This is a genomic window from Chitinophaga sp. Cy-1792, from assembly GCF_011752935.1.
Taxonomy (GTDB): Bacteria; Bacteroidota; Bacteroidia; order Chitinophagales; family Chitinophagaceae; genus Chitinophaga.
Genome location: NZ_VWWO01000001.1, coordinates 2,469,789 through 2,490,691 on the forward strand (window position 1 = coordinate 2,469,789; position 20,903 = coordinate 2,490,691).

A 20,903-nucleotide genomic window follows, 5' to 3' on the forward strand; every position below is an offset into this window, starting at 1 on the left:
GTTAGAGCGTGTCATTTGTATTGGATGTCTGATATAGCAGGCCCTGAATTTCCGTGCCTTCCTGCAGGTAGAATGGAAAGACGAAATTGAACCTGGAGTTGGACGTTTTTACGATGAAGTTCAGTTTGATGAAAACCACTCCTGCCCATATGTTGGAGGTATCGAGTTCCAGTGTGTCTACTTTTATCCTTGGTTCATAAAACAGTACGGCGGTATCGATTTTTTCCATCATCAGCGTTTGCATGCCTGTGTCCATTGGTTCGAACAGGAATTCCTGCATGTCGCAGCCATAGCCTGGTTGCATGATACGTTCACCGGTGGCGGTGGTGAGTAATATTTGCAGGCTGCTGTATATATCATCTATATCTTCCAGCATTAATACAGAACCTGTGTTGTTGTTGAATTCCGGGGGGAAGCTCCATCCACGGCCCAGGAAGCTGTTGTCGTCCATAGTAGTTAGTTTATTTGTACCAGTGCACCTTTTACTGCTGTGATGCCATTTCCGGCGCTTATTTCACAACCACTGCCGCCATCTGCTTTAAAGCCGAGGGTAGCTTTGAGGTTATTCGTTTTCCCTTGTATGTTCATGTCGCCGGTAGCTTTGAACTGAATATCTTTTGGACTTTCGATGGTGATGCCGTTGTCGTTCATCGTAATTTTATTGCCGTTCTGGTCTGCCATGACGATGCCTTTGGCATCATCAGAAACTGTTATTTTATTACCGCCGGGCGTTTCCAGCTGGTAGCTTTTTTTATCATCGTTGAAGATCATTTTCATACCACTGCGTGTCACAAAACCTTTTTCATCGTTGGTGTCTTTGGCAGTGATAGGTGCCGGTAATGCGCTACTGTTGAGGCCTCCGAGTACTACGGGGTAGTTGGGGTTGCCATCCAGGAATGCCACCAGTACTTCATCTTTTATTTCCGGCCGGAAGTAGGCGCCTCTTTTATTGCCTGCATCGGGAACGCCTACACGTGCCCATACACCATCGTCTTTAGGGTCGATGGATGGCAGCGTTACCTGGATGCGGTCTTCTTTGCCGGGGTCGTTTTCCAGTTTGGTAACGATGCCTGTCTGTAAGGTGGTGATGCCTTGTGGAATGGCTATGGTGGCGTTGTTGGAAATGCCTGCGGGGCCGGTAACGGGAACGCCTATCTGGGCGTCGGTAGTCCAGTTGCCTTTTATGATCATATGTTTCACACCCGTTACATAGGCATTGCCCTGGTAATGTTTGCCGATGCCATTGAGTGCTATCATACAGCCCGGAACAATTTTCGCGGTACCCTGACAGTTCACTCTTCCGCTACAGGCGCTCAGCCTGGTGCGCATCAGCATGGCGTCGGCGGCCAGTTGCAGTTCCTGTGCAGGAATGGTGGTGCTGATCAGCAGCTGGCTATCTGCTGCATTTATTTTTCCTGCAAGATCTTTTCCACTGAGGTCGCCATTGAGTTTGCCGGCAGGCTCTTTGGCAGTGGTGGTGGTGATATCCTGACTGCTTTGGTCCCAGCTGATAATTTTCAGTTCCGGTGGCTGGGTGCGGGCGTCCAGCTCCAGGTCCATTTCCAGCAGAGAGGAACCGTATTGAATCGTTTCTGCGGGCGACTGCCCCAGGTCGGGTACTTTAAAACTTCCCTTGCCATCGTTGATGATGCAATGCATATTGGTGGCGGTAGCCCGTTGCAGGAGAAAGTCCCAGTCGCTCTGCTGGTATTGTACCAGTGTAGTATGTTTTATTGTGGTAGCGGTTACATCTTTGTCCAGCTGGTATTTGCCAAGAATGTCTTCAATTATTTCACTGTCTTTCTGGTCTTTGTAATATTTATTTTGTGGAGAGAGGGAGGAGGAGAATATTTTATCCCTGCATTCCACATATAGCAAGGATACGTTCTTGCGTACCCTGATGGTAGTTCTGATGACCTGTCCTTTAAAAATCGTGTCTTCCTTGCCTCTGTAGCCTGCTTTTATTTCTATTGCTGTTCCGGGCAGGAAATCATCTTTATCAGCAACGGGGAAGGTCTGTTTGGAGGCTTCGCCGTCCTGTATCACGATGGTGGCTGCGGGAATGCGGTTGACCTCTTTCATGACCATGATAGAGGAAATCTGGTAGGATTTGGTGACAGCATTGCCGGCAGCGCTGATGCTGAAGGTGGCAACGCTGGGCGGCGCAGGGGTTTGTATGTCGCGGTTATCAGGCATCAGATAATGGTAAGAATTTGATGACAGCACCGGGAACGAGTTTCCTGAAGTTGGTCAGGTTATTGGCTCTGGCGATGTCGAAATAATATTTGGGGTCTTCGTATTGCTGGTAGCATTTAAGGGAGATATGATCGCCGCTTTTGACTGTACGTATATGCGTCAGGTCGGGCGACAGCGGATCTTCTTTGGCTACCCTTTTTTTGTCATCGATACTGCTTTTGAAGGTTACCTTACAGAGTGCTCTGATGGGGCGTCCGTCGGGTCTGAACAGCTTAAAGGTGATATTCAGTGAGGTGAGCCTGCCGGCGAAGAGCATAGGCCCCCATATCACACGGAAATGCCTTGGCTCGTGTGCATCGCCTTCATAGGCTGTCAGCAGCTGTTTGAATGTTTTGACGTCGTTCCAGATATCGTCTCTGGGCTGATCATCGATAATACCGGTAGCATCGAACAACAGTTCCAGGGCGAGTTCATCGGGTGCAATGGCTTTGAACTTCTGTTGTTTGCCACTGGTTCCCTGGCCCTGCCCTTCGTTGTATTCGATTTTATAGTTAAGCTGGTAGCTTTCCGGATTGATAAAGGCAGTAAAATCACCGGTTTTGGATGCATCATCCATTTCGGGTTTACTATATGCGATGATCTTTACCTTTTCCAGTTTCCCCTGATCGATACTCATGATAGGTTACGTTTAGTCGTTGGGGTTATTTCTCCATTTTGTCTCTGAGTACCTGCATTACCTGTTCTACACATTCGGAGATAATGAGGTCCTTGTCGGTATCCTGTTTATCGCCGGCTGCGGCGGATGGTGAGGCCGCAGCCGCAGGAGTGCTGCCTGGCGGACTTTCGCCGGCATTGACTTCTACTTTGATATGTAGTTCTCTGATCTGTATGGGCATGCGCGATGGGTTATTTAACGGTAAAGTACTGGTATCGCAGGTCGAGGCTTTCAATAACGATGGCGCTGCTTTCGGCATTGAGCTCCGTCACGGCCCATTTTTTGGGCCATGCTTTGACTACGTTCCAGGTGCGGATAGGATCATGTTCCTCATTCAGTAAGGTGATGATCACATCAGAAGGGGCGAACGACCTTTCCTGGAATGCTTTCATGCACCAGTCGAAGAGCGGTGATCCTGGCAGTACCATTCCTCTTTTAAGCGTCAGGTCAGGATATTTGGTACGTACGGGCAGTGTGTGTTCGAAGCGGTTTTCACCACCTTCTTTCACGGCTTCGGTTTCGTATTCCACTGATAGACCACTGACCGCCTGAAACCTGGTATCGTTATCATTTTTGGTGAGGCCGGTGAATTCCACTTTAAAGTGAAATCCTACGGGCGGATAGTAGGTAGCCATGGCTTACGCTTTAACCGGGAAGAAACCTTCGTGTGCGATTTCTATCGTTTCTACCGCCACTTCATTCGCATCAGCTTTGAGGTCGCTGGCCTGTACTTTTACCGGGAAGGCATTCAGTACTGTCCAGGTGAATACCGGCTGATGATTTTCGTCGAGCAGTTTAATGGTGATGGTTCTGCGTTCTACATTGCCAAGATGATTTACTTCCTTAAACCAGTCGAAGTATTCTGTTCTGTTGGGGAAAGTGCCTCGTTTCATGGTGATGTTGCTGCTTTTCTGCAGTCCTGGCATTTTCACTTTGTTATAGTCTCTGCTCTGGCCTTCGCGGTATTCGATTACATCTACCTGTCTGTCGAGGCCGGTCACTTCGGTGAATCCGATGGTGGTATCTCCCCATTTAACCTCAAAGTGAAACTTAGGAATTGGATATTCTGCCATGATTATATCAGTTTAAGCATTGTAATGAGATGAAGATTGTTATCAGGCTTGTGCCATTATATGAGAGAAGCGCAGGATGATGAATTCTGCGGGGCGTACAGCAGCCATGCCGATTTCTATTATCATGCGGCCTTCGAGTATATCGAGTGAGGTCATGGTTTTGCCCAGGCCTACGGATACGTAGAAAGCTTTGTCTGTGGTAGCGCCTTGCAGGGCTCCCTGCCGCCATAAGGTGGTGAGGAAGTTTTCGATCATTGATTGTGCGCGTACCCAGGTATTGGCATCGTTTGGTTCGAATACAAACTGCTGGGTGGCATAACGTACGCTATCTTCTACCATACAGAAAAATCTGCGTACGCTGATATATCTCCATTCATTATCATTGCCGGCGAGTGTGCGCGCACCATATACGAGTGTTCCTTTGCCTACAAAGGCGCGGATGGCGTTGATGGATTTGCCGGATAGTACATCAACATTGAGATTGTTTAGCTGAGTGGCCGTATAGATGTGGTCAGGAGTGGCGCCGCCGTTGAGGCTGACATTGGCCGGTGCTTTCCATACGCCGCGGTTATTATCGGTAAAGGCATAGATGCCTGCGATGGCACCACTTGGTGGCAGCGCAGTAGGGGTGTTGTTGATGCCGTTAAGGATATTTTTATATACGGGGAAGCCGCTGGAAAGTGCATCAGATTGGGACTGCAATCCTTGCGGTATGGCATCCACCAATAGTGCCTGGATAAATTTGTTGATGGTAATGAATTTATCCTGGAATTCACCAGCAACGAAGTTATAGGCATCGTCGTCGGTAAAGGTGGAGGGGATATTGGAAGAGGCCACAGGTACGTGATCATTGATCGTTTTCAGCAGTGGCGCTGTTGCTAACTTCGTTGACACTTTATATGCGGGCCATTTCTTAAAAATTTCGGCTTCATTATCTTCCAGGTCCATCAGTGTTTGTGTGATGCCATTAATGGCGTTTTGGGCGCCGGTAGTCACGGTATCGCTATACGTAGTGTTGGTGGCTACACCATTCAATGAATTTGCCAGTGAATAGAGGAAGTCGGCGATGGGCGTCAGGTTCTTTAATTTATCAGCGGAGGCTGCTGCCTGGAAGGTCAGTTGTAAGCCGTTAAACGTGGTGGTAATAGTCGCGAATATTGGCGGGATAGTTGTACTGTCGGCAACGAGTTTTTGTAGTTGTGCTATACTTTTTGAAATGGTAAGGTCGTTGCTGAGTGCACTGATAGGCTTTGCGGTGCCTGCCACTTTAATTGAGTTATAGATCTGCTGGAAGCCTACATTTTTATTTAGTGCCACATTTATCCATGGTGCGTATGCAGCGCCGTATTTGAGGCTGTTGATACCGATATTGTTACGGAGGCTGTCGCCCTGGTAATCGGTACGGGCGGTATCGAACAGCCCTATCCTGTTTTTCATGTTTTCGCAGTGCAGGAGTGTGGCTGTTTGTACATCATAGAGGCCGGTGTCTGCCAGCAAAGTTGCGTCGGGAAAAAGTATGATGGTGGGTTCTTCATATTTTTCGAGCTCATCTATGGCATCAGTAAAAACTTTTTTGACGGGTGTTTCTGTATAATATCCGATGGAAACGATGTAGCAGTCGCCCCCGCCATTTGCATAGAACATGCTGACAGAATCGTACATATAAAACTGGCTGCTAAGGGTTGCGCTAAGAAATTTATAGGTGGCATCCAGGTCAACTGCGGTAATGACAACAGGAGCGGCGATACCAAAATACAATTCAAAATCTGCCAGGGAAGAAATTTTGGTAGGCTTATATTTCAGGTCATCCGGCGAGAGGTTCTGTGCAAACTGTGTGTACCCGATAAATGCCGGGATAGCGGTTTCCACTGCTGCGATGGAAGGTGGAAACTTGGGCACTTCATCTATGTACACGCCCGGCGTTTTGACAGTTGTAAGATTGAGCATGAGATGGGGTTTAAAAGGTCAGAGTTATTTATGAAAAGTGATTTGAAATTTGCAGGGTGGTTGTCCTTTGATGAACCTGATTTTTCCGGTGCTGTCAAGGATGTCGAAATCCGTACTTCCTTTGCTGATCTTTATTTCGAGGTATCCGAAATAGCGCCGGGTGACGGAATAGTCGGCGTAAATTTTTGCAGGAATGGATATGTCCGGGAAGACGGAACCATTATCCCGCGCGATGATATTACCGAATACGTAGCGGCCTTCTAAATTGGTGGTATTGTCTGGCAGCGGCGGCATCAGGAAATGTGCAGGCAGTTGCTGACTGGCGGCGGCGGCTGCACTTAAAAAAAATCCTATACTAAAGTGAATGCCATCGATATTGCACCATGGCAGATTACCTGGCTGTGCAACGGTGAGTAGCCGCCATCCGGTATCGGATGGACGTATGAGCAGTTTGTTGTCACGGAGCAGTTGCGTGGTATCGGTATCAATATCCAGCTGAATCCACTCGCTGGTATTGATACCTGCGGGTAATCCGGTATGAATGAAATTAATTTCCAGCAACTGCTGATAACTGATGGCTACATCATCCATTGTTAGGGGTTATTGTTTGGGTTGAATGACATTGTATTTCTGCCCGATGTTTTCGATGACGCCGTCTCCTGTGGTAACAGGTTTTTCGCTCTTTAATTCTGCCACGCGCATGATATAGATAACGTTCGGGTAAACTTTACCTCCCAGTACACCCCAGATATGGTTCATGTCTTCGAAAGTCGGGGAATATATACTGAGATTTATTTTGTATATGTCGGGCCCATATGTTACAGAGAAGGTACTTTGTTCCTGCAGCTTGCGGATGATTTTAGCGATATCCTCTACCGCTGTCAAATACGGAGTGCGGGTAGAACAAAATAGCAGGTATACATTCAGGTATACATATGGGTTGAAATATTCTGTTTTCAGGGAAGTGTTATTTACCCTGGAATAGGCGTTGTTTTTTAGTGTAGGCTCTTCTTTCAGATTGAGCACAGAAAGTGTTACTCCTGCCTGATTGGTTGGCAGGGCCGCATAACCAAAGTCAAAGGTTGGCTCGGGAATCGCGACATTAATGGCTTTTTTTATTTCTTTAAGTGCTTCAATCAACATATTTGCTTAATTAACAAACAAGAAAAATTATCCAATCAGTACATTCGGGGCTCCCAGTACAATGGAGCCACCCTGAGCAGTGAGGTCACCCAGGCGTGCAGCGGGTTTGCCTCCAATAAATACAGTTAGAGAGCCAATGATAATGGCATCTGGTGCGAACGGACATACACAGGTATCCCCCATGACCGCAGCAGGTTTACCGCCGATCAGTACAGTCGGGCATCCTGGCCCAATGATAGGACCACCGCCATGAGGACATACATGCATATCGCCGATGGTAGCAGCCGGCATTGACATACAGTATAATCTTATGTTAATTGATTTTTCCGCAAACTATTCTGAGTGAGCACGATAGCAGCCTTCCTGGGATTAATCTTTATTACTGGTTAAATTCTTTGTGTCATTCTAAACCAGGCACAATAGTTTTTGGGGTAGTTGATATTTCAGTGAAAAGTTAGAAAGAAATATTTTTCCGGCAAAATATTTTTTTGAGCATCGGATATTGTTCGTATGACTAACACAGTATGAATATTTTAGGTAGATATAGTGTGATATGCTGGCGGTTGGTTGTGTTTTTATTTTGCCGATTTTCTGCGGGATACCGCAGGTGTCCCGCAGAAAATCGGTTCTTCCGCAGCCCCGACGGGGCTGCGGAAGAACCGATGGATATTATCTGATTGCCTGAATATCTTTTAAAATCGATTTTGTAATCTGCTGTCTGCATTTGCTGAAATTATCATTCACAATTTTTCTTTCTTTCCAGATGCGTGTAGCAAAAAAATATACATTGTCTGTTGTTTCCACATAACCAGTCCACCATCCCATATCATAGCCATCAGGGCGGGTCCATCCGGTTTTCGAATGAATCGTGTACTGCGGTGTTTTCTCCGTAATCATCACGTCTTTGAGTATACGAATATTCCGTTTTGAAAATGGTACTTTATCTTCATACACATTTTTTAAAAATCCTATCTGGTTAACAGGGGTGATTCCAAATGCACCGAAGTTCCAGAAGTCTGCATCCTTCTCGTCCAGCTGATTATTTCCATAGTTGCATTTTTTGAGATAATACCTGTATTTCTCTCTTCCAATGCGTTTGGCGAGTTCTACGAATGCCCATCCTGCGGATACCTGGAACGCTTCTTTTACAGACATGTCGTGGTAGATATCGGGTCTGTAACCGTATTTCGTAGTATCAGTGCTTCCAGGCCATCTCACAGTATCATTCTCTGTTTTGATGGTGCCGGTTTCCAATGCGATCAACAGATTGATGATCTTAAAGGTAGAAGCGGGCAAACTAGCTTTGTTGGCATCAGTGGAATCAGTAAAAATCCATCGCTGTTGCTTATAGTCATATACCGTGGTGCTCCCGGTAACATGACAGTCTTTGAAAAGCTGCTGGTAGTCGTGCTGTGCTGCTGCGCTGCTGCAAATGAAGAGCAATACGATGCAGAAGATAATTTTTATGGTATGGCGTGATGATTGATTATTTATCGGCATGGGTTTAAAAGATATGTTAATAAATATACCGGTAAATTGTCTTACTAAAAATAACTATCCTGTAAAATGGCTGCAGTACGGGATGTTGGCTGATGAGGGGTGTAGCCGGATCTTATCTTGTTAAATGGACAAAGGGGAACTTGAAATAAGCAAACCGGCGGTTGCTCGCCGGTTTGCTTATTTCAAAAACTGTATCATACTATTTAATTCATTAATGAGTGCGTCGTCATTACCATCGAAGCCATTGGTACGGAACCTGATATTGCCCGCTTTGTCGAGGATAACTTTATATGGTACACTGGAGACTTTATAATGATTAAATGCTTTGAATCCGGGTCCGTTATCCGCTTTTTCATCTATGTAGTAGCGAAAAGGGAAGGATTTCTCCTTGGTAAAACTTTTCACCTTTTGCAGCGCATCACCGGTTTCGAAGGTGGCTACGAAAAGAAATACTACTTCAGGATGTTGTTGCATGACCTGTTGCATGGCGGGAAACGACTGTATACATGGTTTGCACCAGGTGGCCCAGAAGTCCAGCACTACTACCTTTCCTTTGAGTGAGGCGATGTCCAGTTTTTTTCCGTTGATATCTTTTATGCAGATGTCTGCAATTTTTTCATTCAATGCAGCCGCCTGGATTTCCCTGCTATGCTCACTGCTGGCGGTGATGGGCTGCAATGTTTTATAGTAGGCGTTGAAATCAGCTGCAGGGTGCTGACGGATGTAGATATCCTGCAATAGCTGTCTGATATAGGTAGATGATTGTCCGGATGTGACGGCCGTTTCCAGGGGTTGAAGTGCAGCGGCGCTATCGCCGGCGGCGGCCTGTGTTTGCGCCATCAGCAGGATGCTTTCCTTATTCTTCGTATGTGCATATACGATAGTTGACAATGCTATTGCATCAGGTAATTTTTTTTGCTGTAAATATAATTTTGCAGCATTCGTGTAGGCTTCCCAGTTAATATATCCTTTGGTGGTGTCCGTGGCGGCAATGCCTTGCAGCAGCCAGTACATGGCTTGCTGCGGCCGACTTGTTGCTGCGGATACATAGGCACTGACTTTGTCGGCGTTGTTGTGTATCCTGGTAATATACTGTTGGAGGGCACTACTGTCCCCGGCAGTAGCGGCGCCTTGTATCATGGATTTATAGAGTGCGCCATACTCGTAGTTTTGCTGGCCGGCAGGCTCCGGAAAGCGCGCAATGAAATCATGGAACAGCTGCTGTTGCTCCTGCCAGCTGCCGGCTTTTCTGATGGCGTTCATCTGGCGGCGTTGTACGTACATACCGTTGGGGAAGCGTTGTTCCAGCAGCTGCCCTAGTGAATCTGCGGCCGTTTTTTGTTGCAGGTACTCCAGGTACTGCTGGTTCATGGTGAGCTCCTGCTCGTTGCTGGTAGTATAGGCCAGCAGTTTTTTTATCAGCAGCGCTTTATGTTCCGGTTCAGGAGAATTGACGAGCATATTGAAATACTGTTGCCTGAACTCCGCCTCAGCAGCAGGGTTGTTGTCAATTTCCTGCTGCATGTAACGTACCGCTGCTGTGATATCTTTCTTTCCACCGCCGGCACCCAGCATTAACTGCGACATCCGGTACCAGGCATAAGGCTTCGCTTTTCCTACTGACATCACCGGAAAAATATAGCCGTGACCGTTGTTGTCGTCTGTAGATTTACCGTCGTATATACTGGCGGTAAGCACTACGGCATCATCCGGGAGCCGGAGAGAAAAGAGGTATATGTTTTTCTTTTTACCAGCAGTTAATAACAAGGTATCTGTAGAGAGGTGCATTTGTTTTGCTTCTGCGGATACGATTGTATATAACCCGGAATGCCCTGCAAGGGCGGAGCCGCTGAGGTCCACCGAAAAGGTGGTATCGCGGCCCGCTGCAGGTTGTCCCGGTGTAATAGGTGTATGATGTTGTGCCAGGGCCTGCTGCGTGGATAACAACAGGATAGCATAAACGAAATATTTCTTCATCTTACCTGAATAAAGCTTTTATTTTCTCTTCCAAATCCTTTCCTGTTAAATTGCTGGCTACAATTTTTCCCTGCTGGTCGATGATGACATTGGCAGGAATACCGTTTACAGGATAGCTTTTAATCACCGGGCTCTTATCTGCCAGGAGGTCGGAGACATTGGGCCAGTTGAGTGCTTCTTTTTCAGATGCTTTCTGCCAGGCTACTTTGTTATTGTCCATAGAGAAAGACACTATTTCCAGTCCTTTGGAATGAAAGCTTTGGTAGAGCGATTTCAGCTCCGGGATTTCAGCTCTGCAAGGCACGCACCAGGAAGCCCAGAACTGTAACAGGGTATATTTATTGGCATTCACGGCGTCGGCTAAACGAACATGCCTGCCATTGACGTCAGGTAGTGTAAAATCAATGAATGGTTCACCGATCATTTTTCCCTGTCTGCGTGCGATCATTTCTGCCTGTGCTTTGTTCATGCGCCTTGCCTGGCGGACGATAAAGCTGCTGTCGCCCAGTTGCGGGGCAGCGGCGTCTACTACTTTCATGGTGGCTTCGCGGTCGGGCTCCAGTTCCAGCATCACGGCGGCTATCACGGCAGCAGATTTATCTTTTCCGTTGTGGAGTATCTTCACGAGATACTTACTGCGGATGTCGAATCGTTCCATGAACTTTTGTATACCCTGCCATTCGGCATCTGCATTTTTAGGGGCATCCGGCTGCCGCATTTTAAATACCTCCCTGTCTGTTTGCACGTAGCTGCTATCCCGTTGGTAGCCAAGTATCCAGTTGTTGTATTTGGCACCGGTTACCTGCGACAGTCCTGTAGGCAGGAGCCTGAAGGTTACTTTTCCCGGCTCCAGTATCACCGGGTAGGTAAACCTGGTTCTTCCCTGGCTATATACCAGGGATACGTTCATTATTTCTTTTACGGTGCATTTCAGGCGGAAATTCCCCTGGTGGATGGTGTCTATCACCAGCGTCTCCGCGTCGCCGTATGGGTCTCTTACGAGGGATACAGCGATATTGTCTGCGTTGGGTATAATGCCGTTGATGGTGAACTCCGGTTGTTTCGGCTGACTACGGAACGCCAGCAGCGACGCTGCCAGCATAGTTGTCAGGAATATGGTACGGGTATTTTTTAAAATAGTAATAAGCATGTTATCGTGGGTTTTGTGTGATTTCAGGATTCATGGCAATGTATTTCCTCCCGATGGCCAATGCAGTTCTGTTGCTGTTGGGCGCCAGCGTGTATACGGTACCGTTGGGGAGTGTATGCGTTACGGTGATATTGTCGTTATCGAACACATTATATCTTCTTATATCAAACCAGCGGCTACCGCGGAAAGCCATTTCCCTTCTGCGCTCTGTTTTTACGATACTCAGCGCTACTGCAGCATTGGCGGCACTCAGCTGGTAAGTACTTCCTTTTTTATATCGTGCAGCGCGTAACGTGTTGATATCCTGGATAGCTGCTGCAGTATTGCCCAGCCTTGCATTAGCTTCTGCATGTATCAGCCAGGTTTCCGGAACAGAAGGACCTTTGGTGGCTGACCTTCCAGACCACTCATTGCTGAAGTAACCGAAGCCCAGCCCGAAACTTTTGTCATTGAAGAAATACGTGCTGAAACGGAGGTCGTTATTGCTGTCGTATAAGGCCAGCAAATCATTGGTGGCATATACGATCGGGCTGATCATCGTACCGGTTTTTTCCAGTAGCATCTCCGGATTTTTGAAATTCTGCGGATAGCTTAGTACGTCCGGGAAAGATGGATTAGGCGTAAGCGTGTTGTAATCTATCAGCGTGCTGTAGATTTTAAGGCTGGAATCCGCGTAGGACAGCGCTGCGGCAGCATCATTGCGGAACAGCGATACTTTTGCCAGCAGGGTATAGGCACTACTTTTTACAGGCCTGTTGGTAAGGCCCAATACGGGAGCAGCAGGTAAATCGGGAATGGCGTTGACCAGGTCTGCTTTGATATAATCATAAACATCCTGTACACTTGCACGCGGCAGCTTTTCTTCAAAATCAAGGCCACGGCGGATAGGCACGCCCGGGTCCGTAGCAGCAGCAGGACCGTATTGCTTTGCATAAAGGTTCACCAGCATAAAATACGCGTAAGCCCTGTGTACCCTGGCTTCTGCCATCAGCTGGCGCCTGTCGGCATCACTGCCCCCGCTGGCGCTCATCACCTGTGTAGTAACAAGATTGGCGGTATAAATCTGGTTGTACATTGCTTCCCAGTCTGCATCGGATTCATTTTCCAGGTAGATGTTTTCCGCAAATTGCCACGCATTCATGGCATTGGTGTTGTAATAGGTCTGTGAAAAGGGATTTACAGCCATATCATCATCCAGCATAATATCCATACCATAGGTATAGAAAAAGCCGTTGGATTTTCCTTTAGGACTTGTTTCATCCAGCAGCAGCCGGTAGTCGGTGGTTTTTTCCGGAATGAAAGACCCTTTAGGTTTCAGGTCGAGGTACTTTTTGCAGGAGCTGGCTGTAACAACCATGGCGCCGCAGCATATATAGAGGAATATCTTTCTCATCGTTGCAGTGTTTAGAAGTTAGCTTTTATGCTGAAGGTAAATTCCGGTGGCGGTGTCAGTAACAGCAGACTTCTGCTGAGGTCAGCTGCATATTCCGGGTCTATTTTTTCCTTATTGAAGAGGTACACGCCCAGGTTGCGTGCCTGTCCGGATAAGGTAATCCGCTGTGCGCGCAGCTTCCGGGAGAAGGCATCCGGCAGGTTGTAATTCAGCAGTAATTCACTGAAGCGTATATTCGAGGCCGTAGCCACGTGTATATCTGCATAGCGTATGTAGTTGTCGTACACGGATAATCCTGTCTGGCTGGAAGGCATGGCGGCTACGTTGGTAATCAGCTCATCGCCGGGTTTCTGCCAGCGGCTGGCCCAGTCTTTCTGTACTTCGCTGGCTGATTCAAACAGCTTCGTATACTGTAGTTGTGGCTCGCGGAATTTATGACCAAACTTATAGGTAAATCCGGCGGTAAGTGTAAATGCCTGGTAGCCGAAGTTGAGGAAGAGTCCACCATAGTGAGGAGGAACAGTGGTGCCCTGATACACCAGTGCTGCCGTACTGGTCATCTCTTTCGTATAGTCGGTTTTGTTACCTTTTTCGTCGTAGACCTGTGGAGTGCCGGTGGCGCTGAGTCCGGCCCAGCGGTAGCTATAGAGATAATTCAGTGGCTTGCCTGCCTGTGCTGTTCCATCGGTGTAGGCGCCAACAGTAGGATTAGGGAAATCGACACTGATCACTTTATTGCTGTTGTAGCTATAGTTCAGCGTAGTACTGAAAGATAGCGCCTTGTTGATAATCAGTCCGGTGATGGCTACGTCTACACCGCTATTGCGCATGGAGGCATAGTTGACATAGGCGCTGTTGAAGCCATAGGTGCCATTTACAGTGGCATTGCCCAGCAGGTCGGTGCTATTGCGCTCGTAATATTCTACGCTTCCCTTGAGGCGGTTATTGGCCAGTGCATAGTCTATTCCGATATTTTTCACAGCTGTTTTTTCCCAGCGTAGCAAAGGATTGGCAGGATTGGAGATATAGCCATAGTTGAGATTTGTTTGTGCATCTTTATCTACTTTGGCGATCAGGAAAGGACTGGTGCTACGGTCTACGTTGCCATTGATGCCATAGGTGGCGCGTAGTATCAGGGAAGAAAAGGGACTGTTGTCCATGAATGATTCCTTATTTACCTGCCAGCTGATACCGGACGACCATAACCATACATCCCTGTATTTATTGCTGCTGCCGAAAAGATTTGTTTTATCCAGTCTGGCGCTTGCATTGATGGAGTACCTATCGAGGTAGGTATATCCTGCATTGGAGAACAGGGAAACGAACCTGTTTTTAGTGTCTGTAAATACGGTGGCATCGCGGATATAAGAGGTTGTTCCTAATATATTCGTGTAGCCATTCACGTAATTAAGATTGGCAAATTGCAGCGTTTCCGGATCGTAGCCGTATTTGGTTTGTCCGGAAGACTTCCCGCTGACTTCCCGGATTTCGAGGCCGGCGATAGCGGTCAGACTATGATTATGATTGACGATATAATCATCAAATTTTACCTGGTTGCGGAATGTATGTGTTTGCAAGTGGGTTTCTGCCAGGCTGTAGATACTACCTTTTGGCAGGCCACTGATGATTTGTCCGTTTTTTATATAGGTAGAAAAATTAACCTGGTTACGTACATCGTAGCTCTCTTCATTTTCCAGGATGGTATTGGTGCTGCTATAGTTTTCGTACTGATAGGAGCTATGCAGGGAAAATCCTTTTGGCAGCATATAGGTAAGTGCCGCTACTGCCGTAATATTCCTGTTTTGCGTGGTGTTGTTGTTATTCCGGAACTCCTGTAAGAGGTTGTAATTCCAGTTGTAGGGATAGCCGGACTTGTACAGTGCATCTTTATCTGCCTGATAGAAAGTTCTTGGCTGTGGTATATAATTGCCATTGGCATCCTGTAACTGCTGATAGGGCAACAGGTTGTTGAGGTCATCGAGGGAAACGCCGTTGTTCGTATTGTTGATCATGACGAAATTCAGGCCCATATCCAGGTGCAGCTGTTTTGTCAGTGCATTGGACTGGAACAGGTCGGCGGAGAAGCGTTCGTTGCCTGTTTTTTTCATATAGGTGGGCACGTTGTCATAGCTGAAAGATCCGCGGGTACTGCTTTTCTCTCCTTTGGCGGCTATAGATAAGTTATACTGCTGCCTTAAAGTATTTTGCATGAAGAGGTCGCTGTATTCCTGCCTGGCGTTATATCTGCCCAGCGAATCGGCGATGGCCGCCGCATTGGCAGGGTTGTTCAGGTAAGCATCAGCAATAGGGCTGATCGCATTTCGTGGTTTGCCGAAGAGCGTGGTCAGTTTATGATCTACTTTATATTTTTCAAAGTCGATGAAATCTTTGGTAGATGCAAAAGGTAGGTTGCTCAGGTCTGGTTTTTTCGTATAGGCCAGTGCGGTAGAAAAGCTGATGTCCATCGATTTCCTGGAAGCTGCGCCACGCTTGGTTTGTATAACGATAACGCCGTTGGCTGCACGAACGCCCCAGATCGAAGCGGCAGAAGCATCTTTGAGGATGGTGATACTTTCCACGTCGTTGGGATTGATGGTGTTGATGTCTCTTTCTACAGGAAATCCATCGATGACCAGCAAAGGATTTCGGTCGGCGAGGAACGTACTCTGGCCGCGTATAGTCATCGTGCCGTTGGTATTGACGAGTAAGCCGGGCACCTGGCCTTGCAGGTAACTGGTAAGACTATAGTTATTCCTTTTTTCCAGTGTGGCGGTGTTGACCACGCCAAAGGAGCCGGCGGCGCGCTCCCGCGGGAGGCGCTGGTAGCCGGTGTTTACAACGGCCACCTCATTGAGCTTCGAGATTTCCGGCTGTAATTGGATAGCCCCTAAAGTAACATCCCTGTTACTGATTTCCAGGGAAAAGGTCAATGGAAGAAATCCCACGGATGTGATCTCCAGTGTGTATTTTCCGGGAGCGACGCCACTGATATTAAACCCACCCTGCCCGTCTGTAACGTTGCCCCTGTTGACAGGGCTGAGCTTCACCGTGGCAAAGGGAATAGGCGCGTGTTTGGTGTCGGTAACCTGTCCGCGGACAGAAAAAGTGGTTTGTTCCTGGAAGCTATTGTCGTTAGCTGGTTTGAGCCGCAGGAAGATATTTTTGTTAACGATTTTCCAGGTGATGGGCTGGTTTTTGAAACAGGTTTCCAGCGCGCTCTCCAGCGTAGCGTTATGTATTTTTACAGAAACCGTTTGTACTTGCCTGGTAATGGTTTCGTCGTAGAAGAATACATAACTGGTTTGTTTTTTTACTTCCCGGAAGAACTGTTCTACGGGCGCATTGTTTAAGTCCAGGCTCACCTGTTGACTGCTGGCGGCGTTCAGCTGTAGTGACAGCAGTAATAGCAATACTATTCGTTTCATAAGCCGGATAATTTTGGTCAGGCATCTCCGCGAAAGCGGGAAACTACCGTGTACGATGTTGATACCGGTATTGGCCGGCATAACTGATAAATTCATACATTTGATTTGGGTAGAGAAATAAAATTCACGCAAGTTTTTTGTTACATACCCGCTGATAACCGGAAGTACTTCCAATACTTCCGGTTTTTTACGGATGGCTGATTTTAGGCCTTGCCAGGGCATTTTGGCTGATATTGCATAATAGTTGGTATTTGATATTCCCTGTCAGGGGATGATAATGACTTTGTTACCTTGCGTTTTGGTGTTGATTCCGCTGATAGCGAGTCCGGCTAATACTTCTGATAATTTTGATGACCTGGAAATTTCCCCGCTGAACTTTTTATCCGGCAATGGGCCTTCGTAGCTTATTTCTACGTCGTACCATCTGGATACCTGTTGCATGACTTCTTTTACACTAGCTTGTTTAAACTGGAAATAGCCGTTCATCCATGCGGTGGCTTGTTCGGTGTCGGCGTTGGCAATGATTTTTATCGTTTGTTTTCCGTTGGCGGGGTTGCTGACGGCCTGCTGGCCTGGGGACAGGATAACGGTGTTGCTGCTGCTGACGCTTACTTTCCCTTGCAGGAGCGTTGTTTTCAGTGTGTTATCATCCGGATAGGCGCTGACGTTGAATATTGTGCCTAATACGGTGATGTCAGTATTATTGGCAGATACAATAAATGGCTGATTTTTATCCGGCGCGATGTCGAAGAAGGCTTCGCCGGTGATGATGATGCGGCGTTCCTTACCGGAGAAACGGGTAGGGAAGCGTACCGTCGACATGGCATTGAGCCATACTCTGGAACCATCAGGGAGCATCAGCTGGTATTGTCCGCCTTTAGGTGTGGTAAGTGTATTGTATTCGGCTGTTGCCTGCATATTGCTGCCGGCATTATATACGAGGAGGCCACCGCTTCGCTGGCTGATGCGGGTGTTACCTTGCATGGCTACGCTATCATTCCTTTGCTGGCTTAACAGTAGTGTTTTGCCATTGGCAAGGGTAAGCGTAGCTTTATTGGTGCCTGGCTGTATATCGGCTATTGGTGCCAGTGTACCGGGATGGCTGCCAGTATGTTGTTTTGGAAAGAATAACCAGGTAGAGATGCCCGCCAGTAATAGTATTGCAGCTGCATAACGTAGCCATGCACGGCGGTATAACGGGACGACGGGTTGTTGCCATCCTATTTCACGGTCTATTTTCTGTTTAAGGTTCTGCTGTGCATCCACCAGCTCTTCGCCTTCGAGTTTCCAGTCGTAGTCCGTCAGCAAGGTATTGTACCATTGCTCCACTGCGGCCTGTTCTTCAGGCGTGCAGCGGTTTTCCAGGTATTTCTGCAGTAGTGACTGTGCCTCGTTTCTGTTCATAGTTAATCCTTTCCTGTTAAGTTAGTGACAGGACGGAGGCAGTAGTGGTAGATAAAAAGAAAAAAAATTTAGTGTACCTGCGGAATGAGCGCCAGGAACAGGATGAGGCCTGCAGGAGCATAGCCTACCTGGCTACGTAGCCTGGCAAGGGCATTGCTGATCTGTTTCCTGACGGTTTCTTCGCTGATGCCCAGTTGGGTGGCTATTTCCCTGTAAGACAGCTGCTCTTTGCGGCTGAGGTTAAAGATTTCCCTCATTTTATCCGGCAGGTCCAGGATGGCCAGTTCAATTTTTTCTTCCAGGTTGCGCATGTGGAGAAGGGTTTCAGGAGAAGGCACGCCGCCGTTGTCTATCTGATCAGACAAGCGTTGCAGGTAGTTGGATCGGGTTATATTCCGCTCTATATTCCGAATGGCCATATAGCGCGCGCTGTTGAAGAGATAGGTGGATAGTGCATGTTGTATTTCCAGCCGGTCCCGGTTTTTCCAGATGGAAACAAATAACTCCTGCACAATATCTTCTGCTTCCGAATATACTCTGACTGCTTTCATGACGTGTTGCATCAACGGGTACCAATACTTATTATAGATGGCAGTAAATGCCTCATGGTCCCCGGCTTTCATCAAGCCCAGCAACATAGCGTCATCGGTGGCAGCATAGTTTGTCATTCACATTTTGTTAGCACGGTAAAAATATAAAAAAGGAAGAATTGCAAGCAAATGAATTATCTTCTCTCTATATTCTTTTGATATAATTAAATTATTGAATATTAAATATGAAAACGACAATTTCTAGTAAGATACTGACTGTATTATTGTCTGTTTTTATGCTGCTGCAGGCTACCGCCTATGCGCAGCAAACTACAGCTGTTGGTACTTCCAGGGTATGGGGAACTATAGACGGCATGGCTATAGAAGGATTGGTGCAAGGCCCCGCCACCGCAGAAACGCCCTTGCAGGTAGCCTGTGTGTTTGAGTATACCGAAGGTGATATTTTTAATCCACCCGCATTGCCGGCGCAACTGAATGGTATGGTACACCTGGATCAGGCACTGAAAGGACAGATTACTGAAATCCGCCGCAGTGGTAAGTTTGCCGGCCATTACCTGGAAACCTTACTGATCGTACCGCCTACAGGCACACTGAAATCCCCACGGTTACTATTGATTGGGTTAGGTAACCGAAATAGCTTCAACGCTGATATTATGACAAACGTTGGTGCCGTGGCATTGCGCGAGGCAGTCAGACTGGGTGTTAAAAGCTTTGCCTTTGCCAGTGATATCAAAGATGCCGGCATCGACTCACCTACCGCGGAAACCGCCGCTAATATTACAAAAGGTATTATTAACGCATATCGTACGCAGCTTTATCTGCAACAACAGCGTCTCGCGCCGGTACAGCCTATCGTAAAAGCGACCCTCCTGGCAGGGCCGGCATTCTTCGAAACCGCCGGCGAAGGCATTAAAGGGGCTATTACTTCATGTAGCAACTAAGATGTAAAGATGATTAAAACAGATGTAGTACAGTATAACGGAACCGTATATCCGGTAGCCGCCAGCAAGCCCTATGCCACAGTGGTTGCTATGCCGGTTGATGAAGTGATGTTAATCCAGGTGTAGAAATTCCCTGGGCATGCAGCTTCGATTTATTATCTTGGTAATCAATGGCTTTTAACTATTTTCTGAAAAAGATGAAATAGTTGTAACCTTTCTTTATGCACAAGGTTCTAAATTATAGTACCCTTATATAAACTGGATATTATGTACGAAAGACAATTGATCTTTAGTTGGGCGATACTGATTTTTGTAGTGCTGGTAATGGCGGCGGTGATTTATTACATCCGGGCCCGGCATAAGGAACGTTTAGAGCTAATCAGAAGAGGTGATTATGTGTTTGAGAGCAATTACCTGGAAAACCAAAAGTATTCGGCATTGAGTAAAGGAATTGTCTTACTCTCCCTGACGTTTGGATTGGTGCTGGCATATATTTTAAGCGGAAGCTTTTTGCCATCGTTCTTCCTCCTTTGTCCATTCTGTTTGCTTGGTTGTACAGGCATCGGGATGATGTTGTACTATTTCATCCTGCAAAGAAAGCTGAAGTAAGATGCCGGCAAATATCCTGCAACTTGCCATAGCCGGAGATAGAAATGCTTTGAATCACCTGCTGGAAAAGCATAGAGATCTGGCATTTTCTGTGGCACTGAAATACATAAATAATACTGCTGATGCAGAAGATATTATTCAGAATGCATTTATCAAAGTTTTTCTTAACATCGGAAAGTTCAGACATGAAGCGGCTTTTTCTACCTGGCTCTATAAAATAATCTACTTTGAAGCGATACGTTTTATGAGTAAACAACAACGTATACGTACGATAGAAGAAGAAGTGAAAGACCAGGCACCCGTAGAAGAAAATGCAAATGTATTCCCCAATGAAAGAGGACTGGCATTAAAAAATGCAATGATTTGCCTGTCGGCAAATGAATACCTGGTAATGAACCTGTTTTATCTGCTGGAAAAAGAGATAACAGAGATACGCGAAATCACCGGGCAGTCGGCCGCTAATATCAAAGTGTTGTTGCACCGGGGCCGCAAAAAAGTAGCTGACTATATTTCCAATAATGAGGTAATAAGAAAAGATTTATGAAAGACGACGCTATAAAACAATTCCTGGACGACAGCATTCTACCTGTTCCTTCCGCCAATTTCAATCATGTTGTGCTGAATGGCATTCCTGCCATACCAGCCAGGAAGAAGCGTTTCGTATCTTTCGATGAGCCGCTGATCATGATACTTGTTTTTGGTGCCATTGCCCTGCTGTTATTCTTGCTGGTAGCACCTCCCAGAATGACTGGACTGTCGATAGTTTTGCCTGTCGCATTAGTCGTTTTTATGATACCCATAATGATTGTCGCATTTAATGCCCTGACAGCGAAGATGCTGAATGCTGCTGAAAAGCATAGCTGATTAATCCTGCTTATT

At 46.9% G+C, this 20,903-nt stretch carries 20 protein-coding genes and 1 pseudogene; 4 read left to right on the plus strand and 17 right to left on the minus strand.

From position 1 onward, the window contains the following. Position 1: 1 nt before the first annotated feature. The 17 genes and pseudogenes from F3J22_RS10100 to F3J22_RS10180 all read right to left on the minus strand — a co-directional run bounded on the left by F3J22_RS10100 (position 2) and on the right by F3J22_RS10180 (position 18,591). Positions 2–451: a GPW/gp25 family protein gene (locus F3J22_RS10100; RefSeq protein WP_167016700.1), complete on the minus strand. Its 450-nt coding sequence runs from the start codon at positions 449–451 to the stop codon at positions 2–4. Between the two features lie 5 nt (positions 452–456). Further along, entirely contained in the window at positions 457–2,196 is a 1,740-nt protein-coding gene (gene vgrG / locus F3J22_RS10105) for a type VI secretion system tip protein VgrG (protein ID WP_167016702.1), read from the minus strand. Continuing rightward, on the minus strand, positions 2,189–2,872 hold the full coding sequence (locus F3J22_RS10110) for a LysM peptidoglycan-binding domain-containing protein (protein WP_167016704.1): 684 nt from the start codon (positions 2,870–2,872) through the stop codon (positions 2,189–2,191). Before F3J22_RS10110 ends, vgrG begins: the two co-directional genes overlap by 8 nt. Positions 2,873–2,963: 91 nt before the next feature. Continuing rightward, positions 2,964–3,170 (minus strand): annotated as a pseudogene (locus F3J22_RS30835) (DUF5908 family protein); the annotation flags it as partial. Then, complete coding sequence (locus tag F3J22_RS10120; RefSeq protein WP_167016708.1) at positions 3,103–3,546, minus strand: phage tail protein; 444 nt, start codon at positions 3,544–3,546, stop codon at positions 3,103–3,105. The pseudogene F3J22_RS30835 and the gene F3J22_RS10120, both read right to left, overlap by 68 nt. Before the next feature lie 3 nt (positions 3,547–3,549). Beyond that, on the minus strand, positions 3,550–3,984 hold the full coding sequence (locus F3J22_RS10125) for a phage tail protein (protein WP_167016710.1): 435 nt from the start codon (positions 3,982–3,984) through the stop codon (positions 3,550–3,552). Positions 3,985–4,026: 42 nt separating this feature from the next. Beyond that, the gene (locus tag F3J22_RS10130) at positions 4,027–5,931 is read right to left on the minus strand and encodes a phage tail sheath family protein (RefSeq protein ID WP_167016712.1); all 1,905 of its coding nucleotides are present in this window, start codon (positions 5,929–5,931) and stop codon (positions 4,027–4,029) included. A gap of 24 nt (positions 5,932–5,955) precedes the next feature. Then, positions 5,956–6,522, minus strand: coding sequence for a hypothetical protein (locus F3J22_RS10135; protein ID WP_167016714.1), 567 nt, complete (start codon positions 6,520–6,522; stop codon positions 5,956–5,958). A 9-nt stretch (positions 6,523–6,531) separates the two neighbouring features. Next, positions 6,532–7,074: a DUF4255 domain-containing protein gene (locus F3J22_RS10140; RefSeq protein ID WP_167016716.1), complete on the minus strand. Its 543-nt coding sequence runs from the start codon at positions 7,072–7,074 to the stop codon at positions 6,532–6,534. A gap of 27 nt (positions 7,075–7,101) precedes the next feature. After that, on the minus strand, positions 7,102–7,371 hold the full coding sequence (locus F3J22_RS10145) for a PAAR domain-containing protein (protein WP_167016718.1): 270 nt from the start codon (positions 7,369–7,371) through the stop codon (positions 7,102–7,104). Between the two features lie 372 nt (positions 7,372–7,743). Beyond that, on the minus strand, positions 7,744–8,574 hold the full coding sequence (locus F3J22_RS10150; protein ID WP_167016720.1) for a class D beta-lactamase: 831 nt from the start codon (positions 8,572–8,574) through the stop codon (positions 7,744–7,746). Between the two features lie 177 nt (positions 8,575–8,751). Further along, complete coding sequence (locus F3J22_RS10155) at positions 8,752–10,551, minus strand: TlpA disulfide reductase family protein (RefSeq protein ID WP_167016722.1); 1,800 nt, start codon at positions 10,549–10,551, stop codon at positions 8,752–8,754. Between the two features lies 1 nt (position 10,552). Continuing rightward, on the minus strand, positions 10,553–11,701 hold the full coding sequence (locus F3J22_RS10160; RefSeq protein ID WP_167016724.1) for a TlpA disulfide reductase family protein: 1,149 nt from the start codon (positions 11,699–11,701) through the stop codon (positions 10,553–10,555). Between the two features lies 1 nt (position 11,702). Then, positions 11,703–13,094: a RagB/SusD family nutrient uptake outer membrane protein gene (locus tag F3J22_RS10165; RefSeq protein WP_167016726.1), complete on the minus strand. Its 1,392-nt coding sequence runs from the start codon at positions 13,092–13,094 to the stop codon at positions 11,703–11,705. Positions 13,095–13,105: 11 nt separating this feature from the next. After that, positions 13,106–16,615, minus strand: a complete 3,510-nt coding sequence (locus F3J22_RS10170; RefSeq protein ID WP_167016728.1) for a SusC/RagA family TonB-linked outer membrane protein — start codon at positions 16,613–16,615, stop codon at positions 13,106–13,108. 168 nt (positions 16,616–16,783) lie between these two features. Beyond that, positions 16,784–17,923, minus strand: a complete 1,140-nt coding sequence (locus F3J22_RS10175; protein ID WP_167016730.1) for a FecR domain-containing protein — start codon at positions 17,921–17,923, stop codon at positions 16,784–16,786. Between the two features lie 68 nt (positions 17,924–17,991). Then, positions 17,992–18,591 (minus strand): RNA polymerase sigma factor, encoded by a 600-nt coding sequence (locus F3J22_RS10180; RefSeq protein WP_167016732.1) that lies wholly within the window; start codon positions 18,589–18,591, stop codon positions 17,992–17,994. Between the two features lie 107 nt (positions 18,592–18,698). Between F3J22_RS10180 and F3J22_RS10185 the strand changes: the two genes are divergently transcribed. The 4 genes from F3J22_RS10185 to F3J22_RS10200 all read left to right on the plus strand — a co-directional run bounded on the left by F3J22_RS10185 (position 18,699) and on the right by F3J22_RS10200 (position 20,888). Next, the gene (locus tag F3J22_RS10185) at positions 18,699–19,415 is read left to right on the plus strand and encodes a M17 family peptidase N-terminal domain-containing protein (RefSeq protein WP_167016734.1); all 717 of its coding nucleotides are present in this window, start codon (positions 18,699–18,701) and stop codon (positions 19,413–19,415) included. A gap of 267 nt (positions 19,416–19,682) precedes the next feature. Then, positions 19,683–20,024 carry a DUF6249 domain-containing protein gene (locus tag F3J22_RS10190; RefSeq protein WP_167016736.1) on the plus strand — a complete coding sequence of 114 codons (342 nt, stop codon included), beginning with the start codon at positions 19,683–19,685 and terminating at the stop codon, positions 20,022–20,024. Between the two features lies 1 nt (position 20,025). Further along, on the plus strand, positions 20,026–20,568 hold the full coding sequence (locus tag F3J22_RS10195) for an RNA polymerase sigma factor (RefSeq protein WP_167016738.1): 543 nt from the start codon (positions 20,026–20,028) through the stop codon (positions 20,566–20,568). Further along, positions 20,565–20,888, plus strand: coding sequence for a hypothetical protein (locus F3J22_RS10200; protein WP_167016741.1), 324 nt, complete (start codon positions 20,565–20,567; stop codon positions 20,886–20,888). The genes F3J22_RS10195 and F3J22_RS10200 overlap by 4 nt, the downstream gene beginning before the upstream one ends. Positions 20,889–20,903 lie beyond the last annotated feature (15 nt).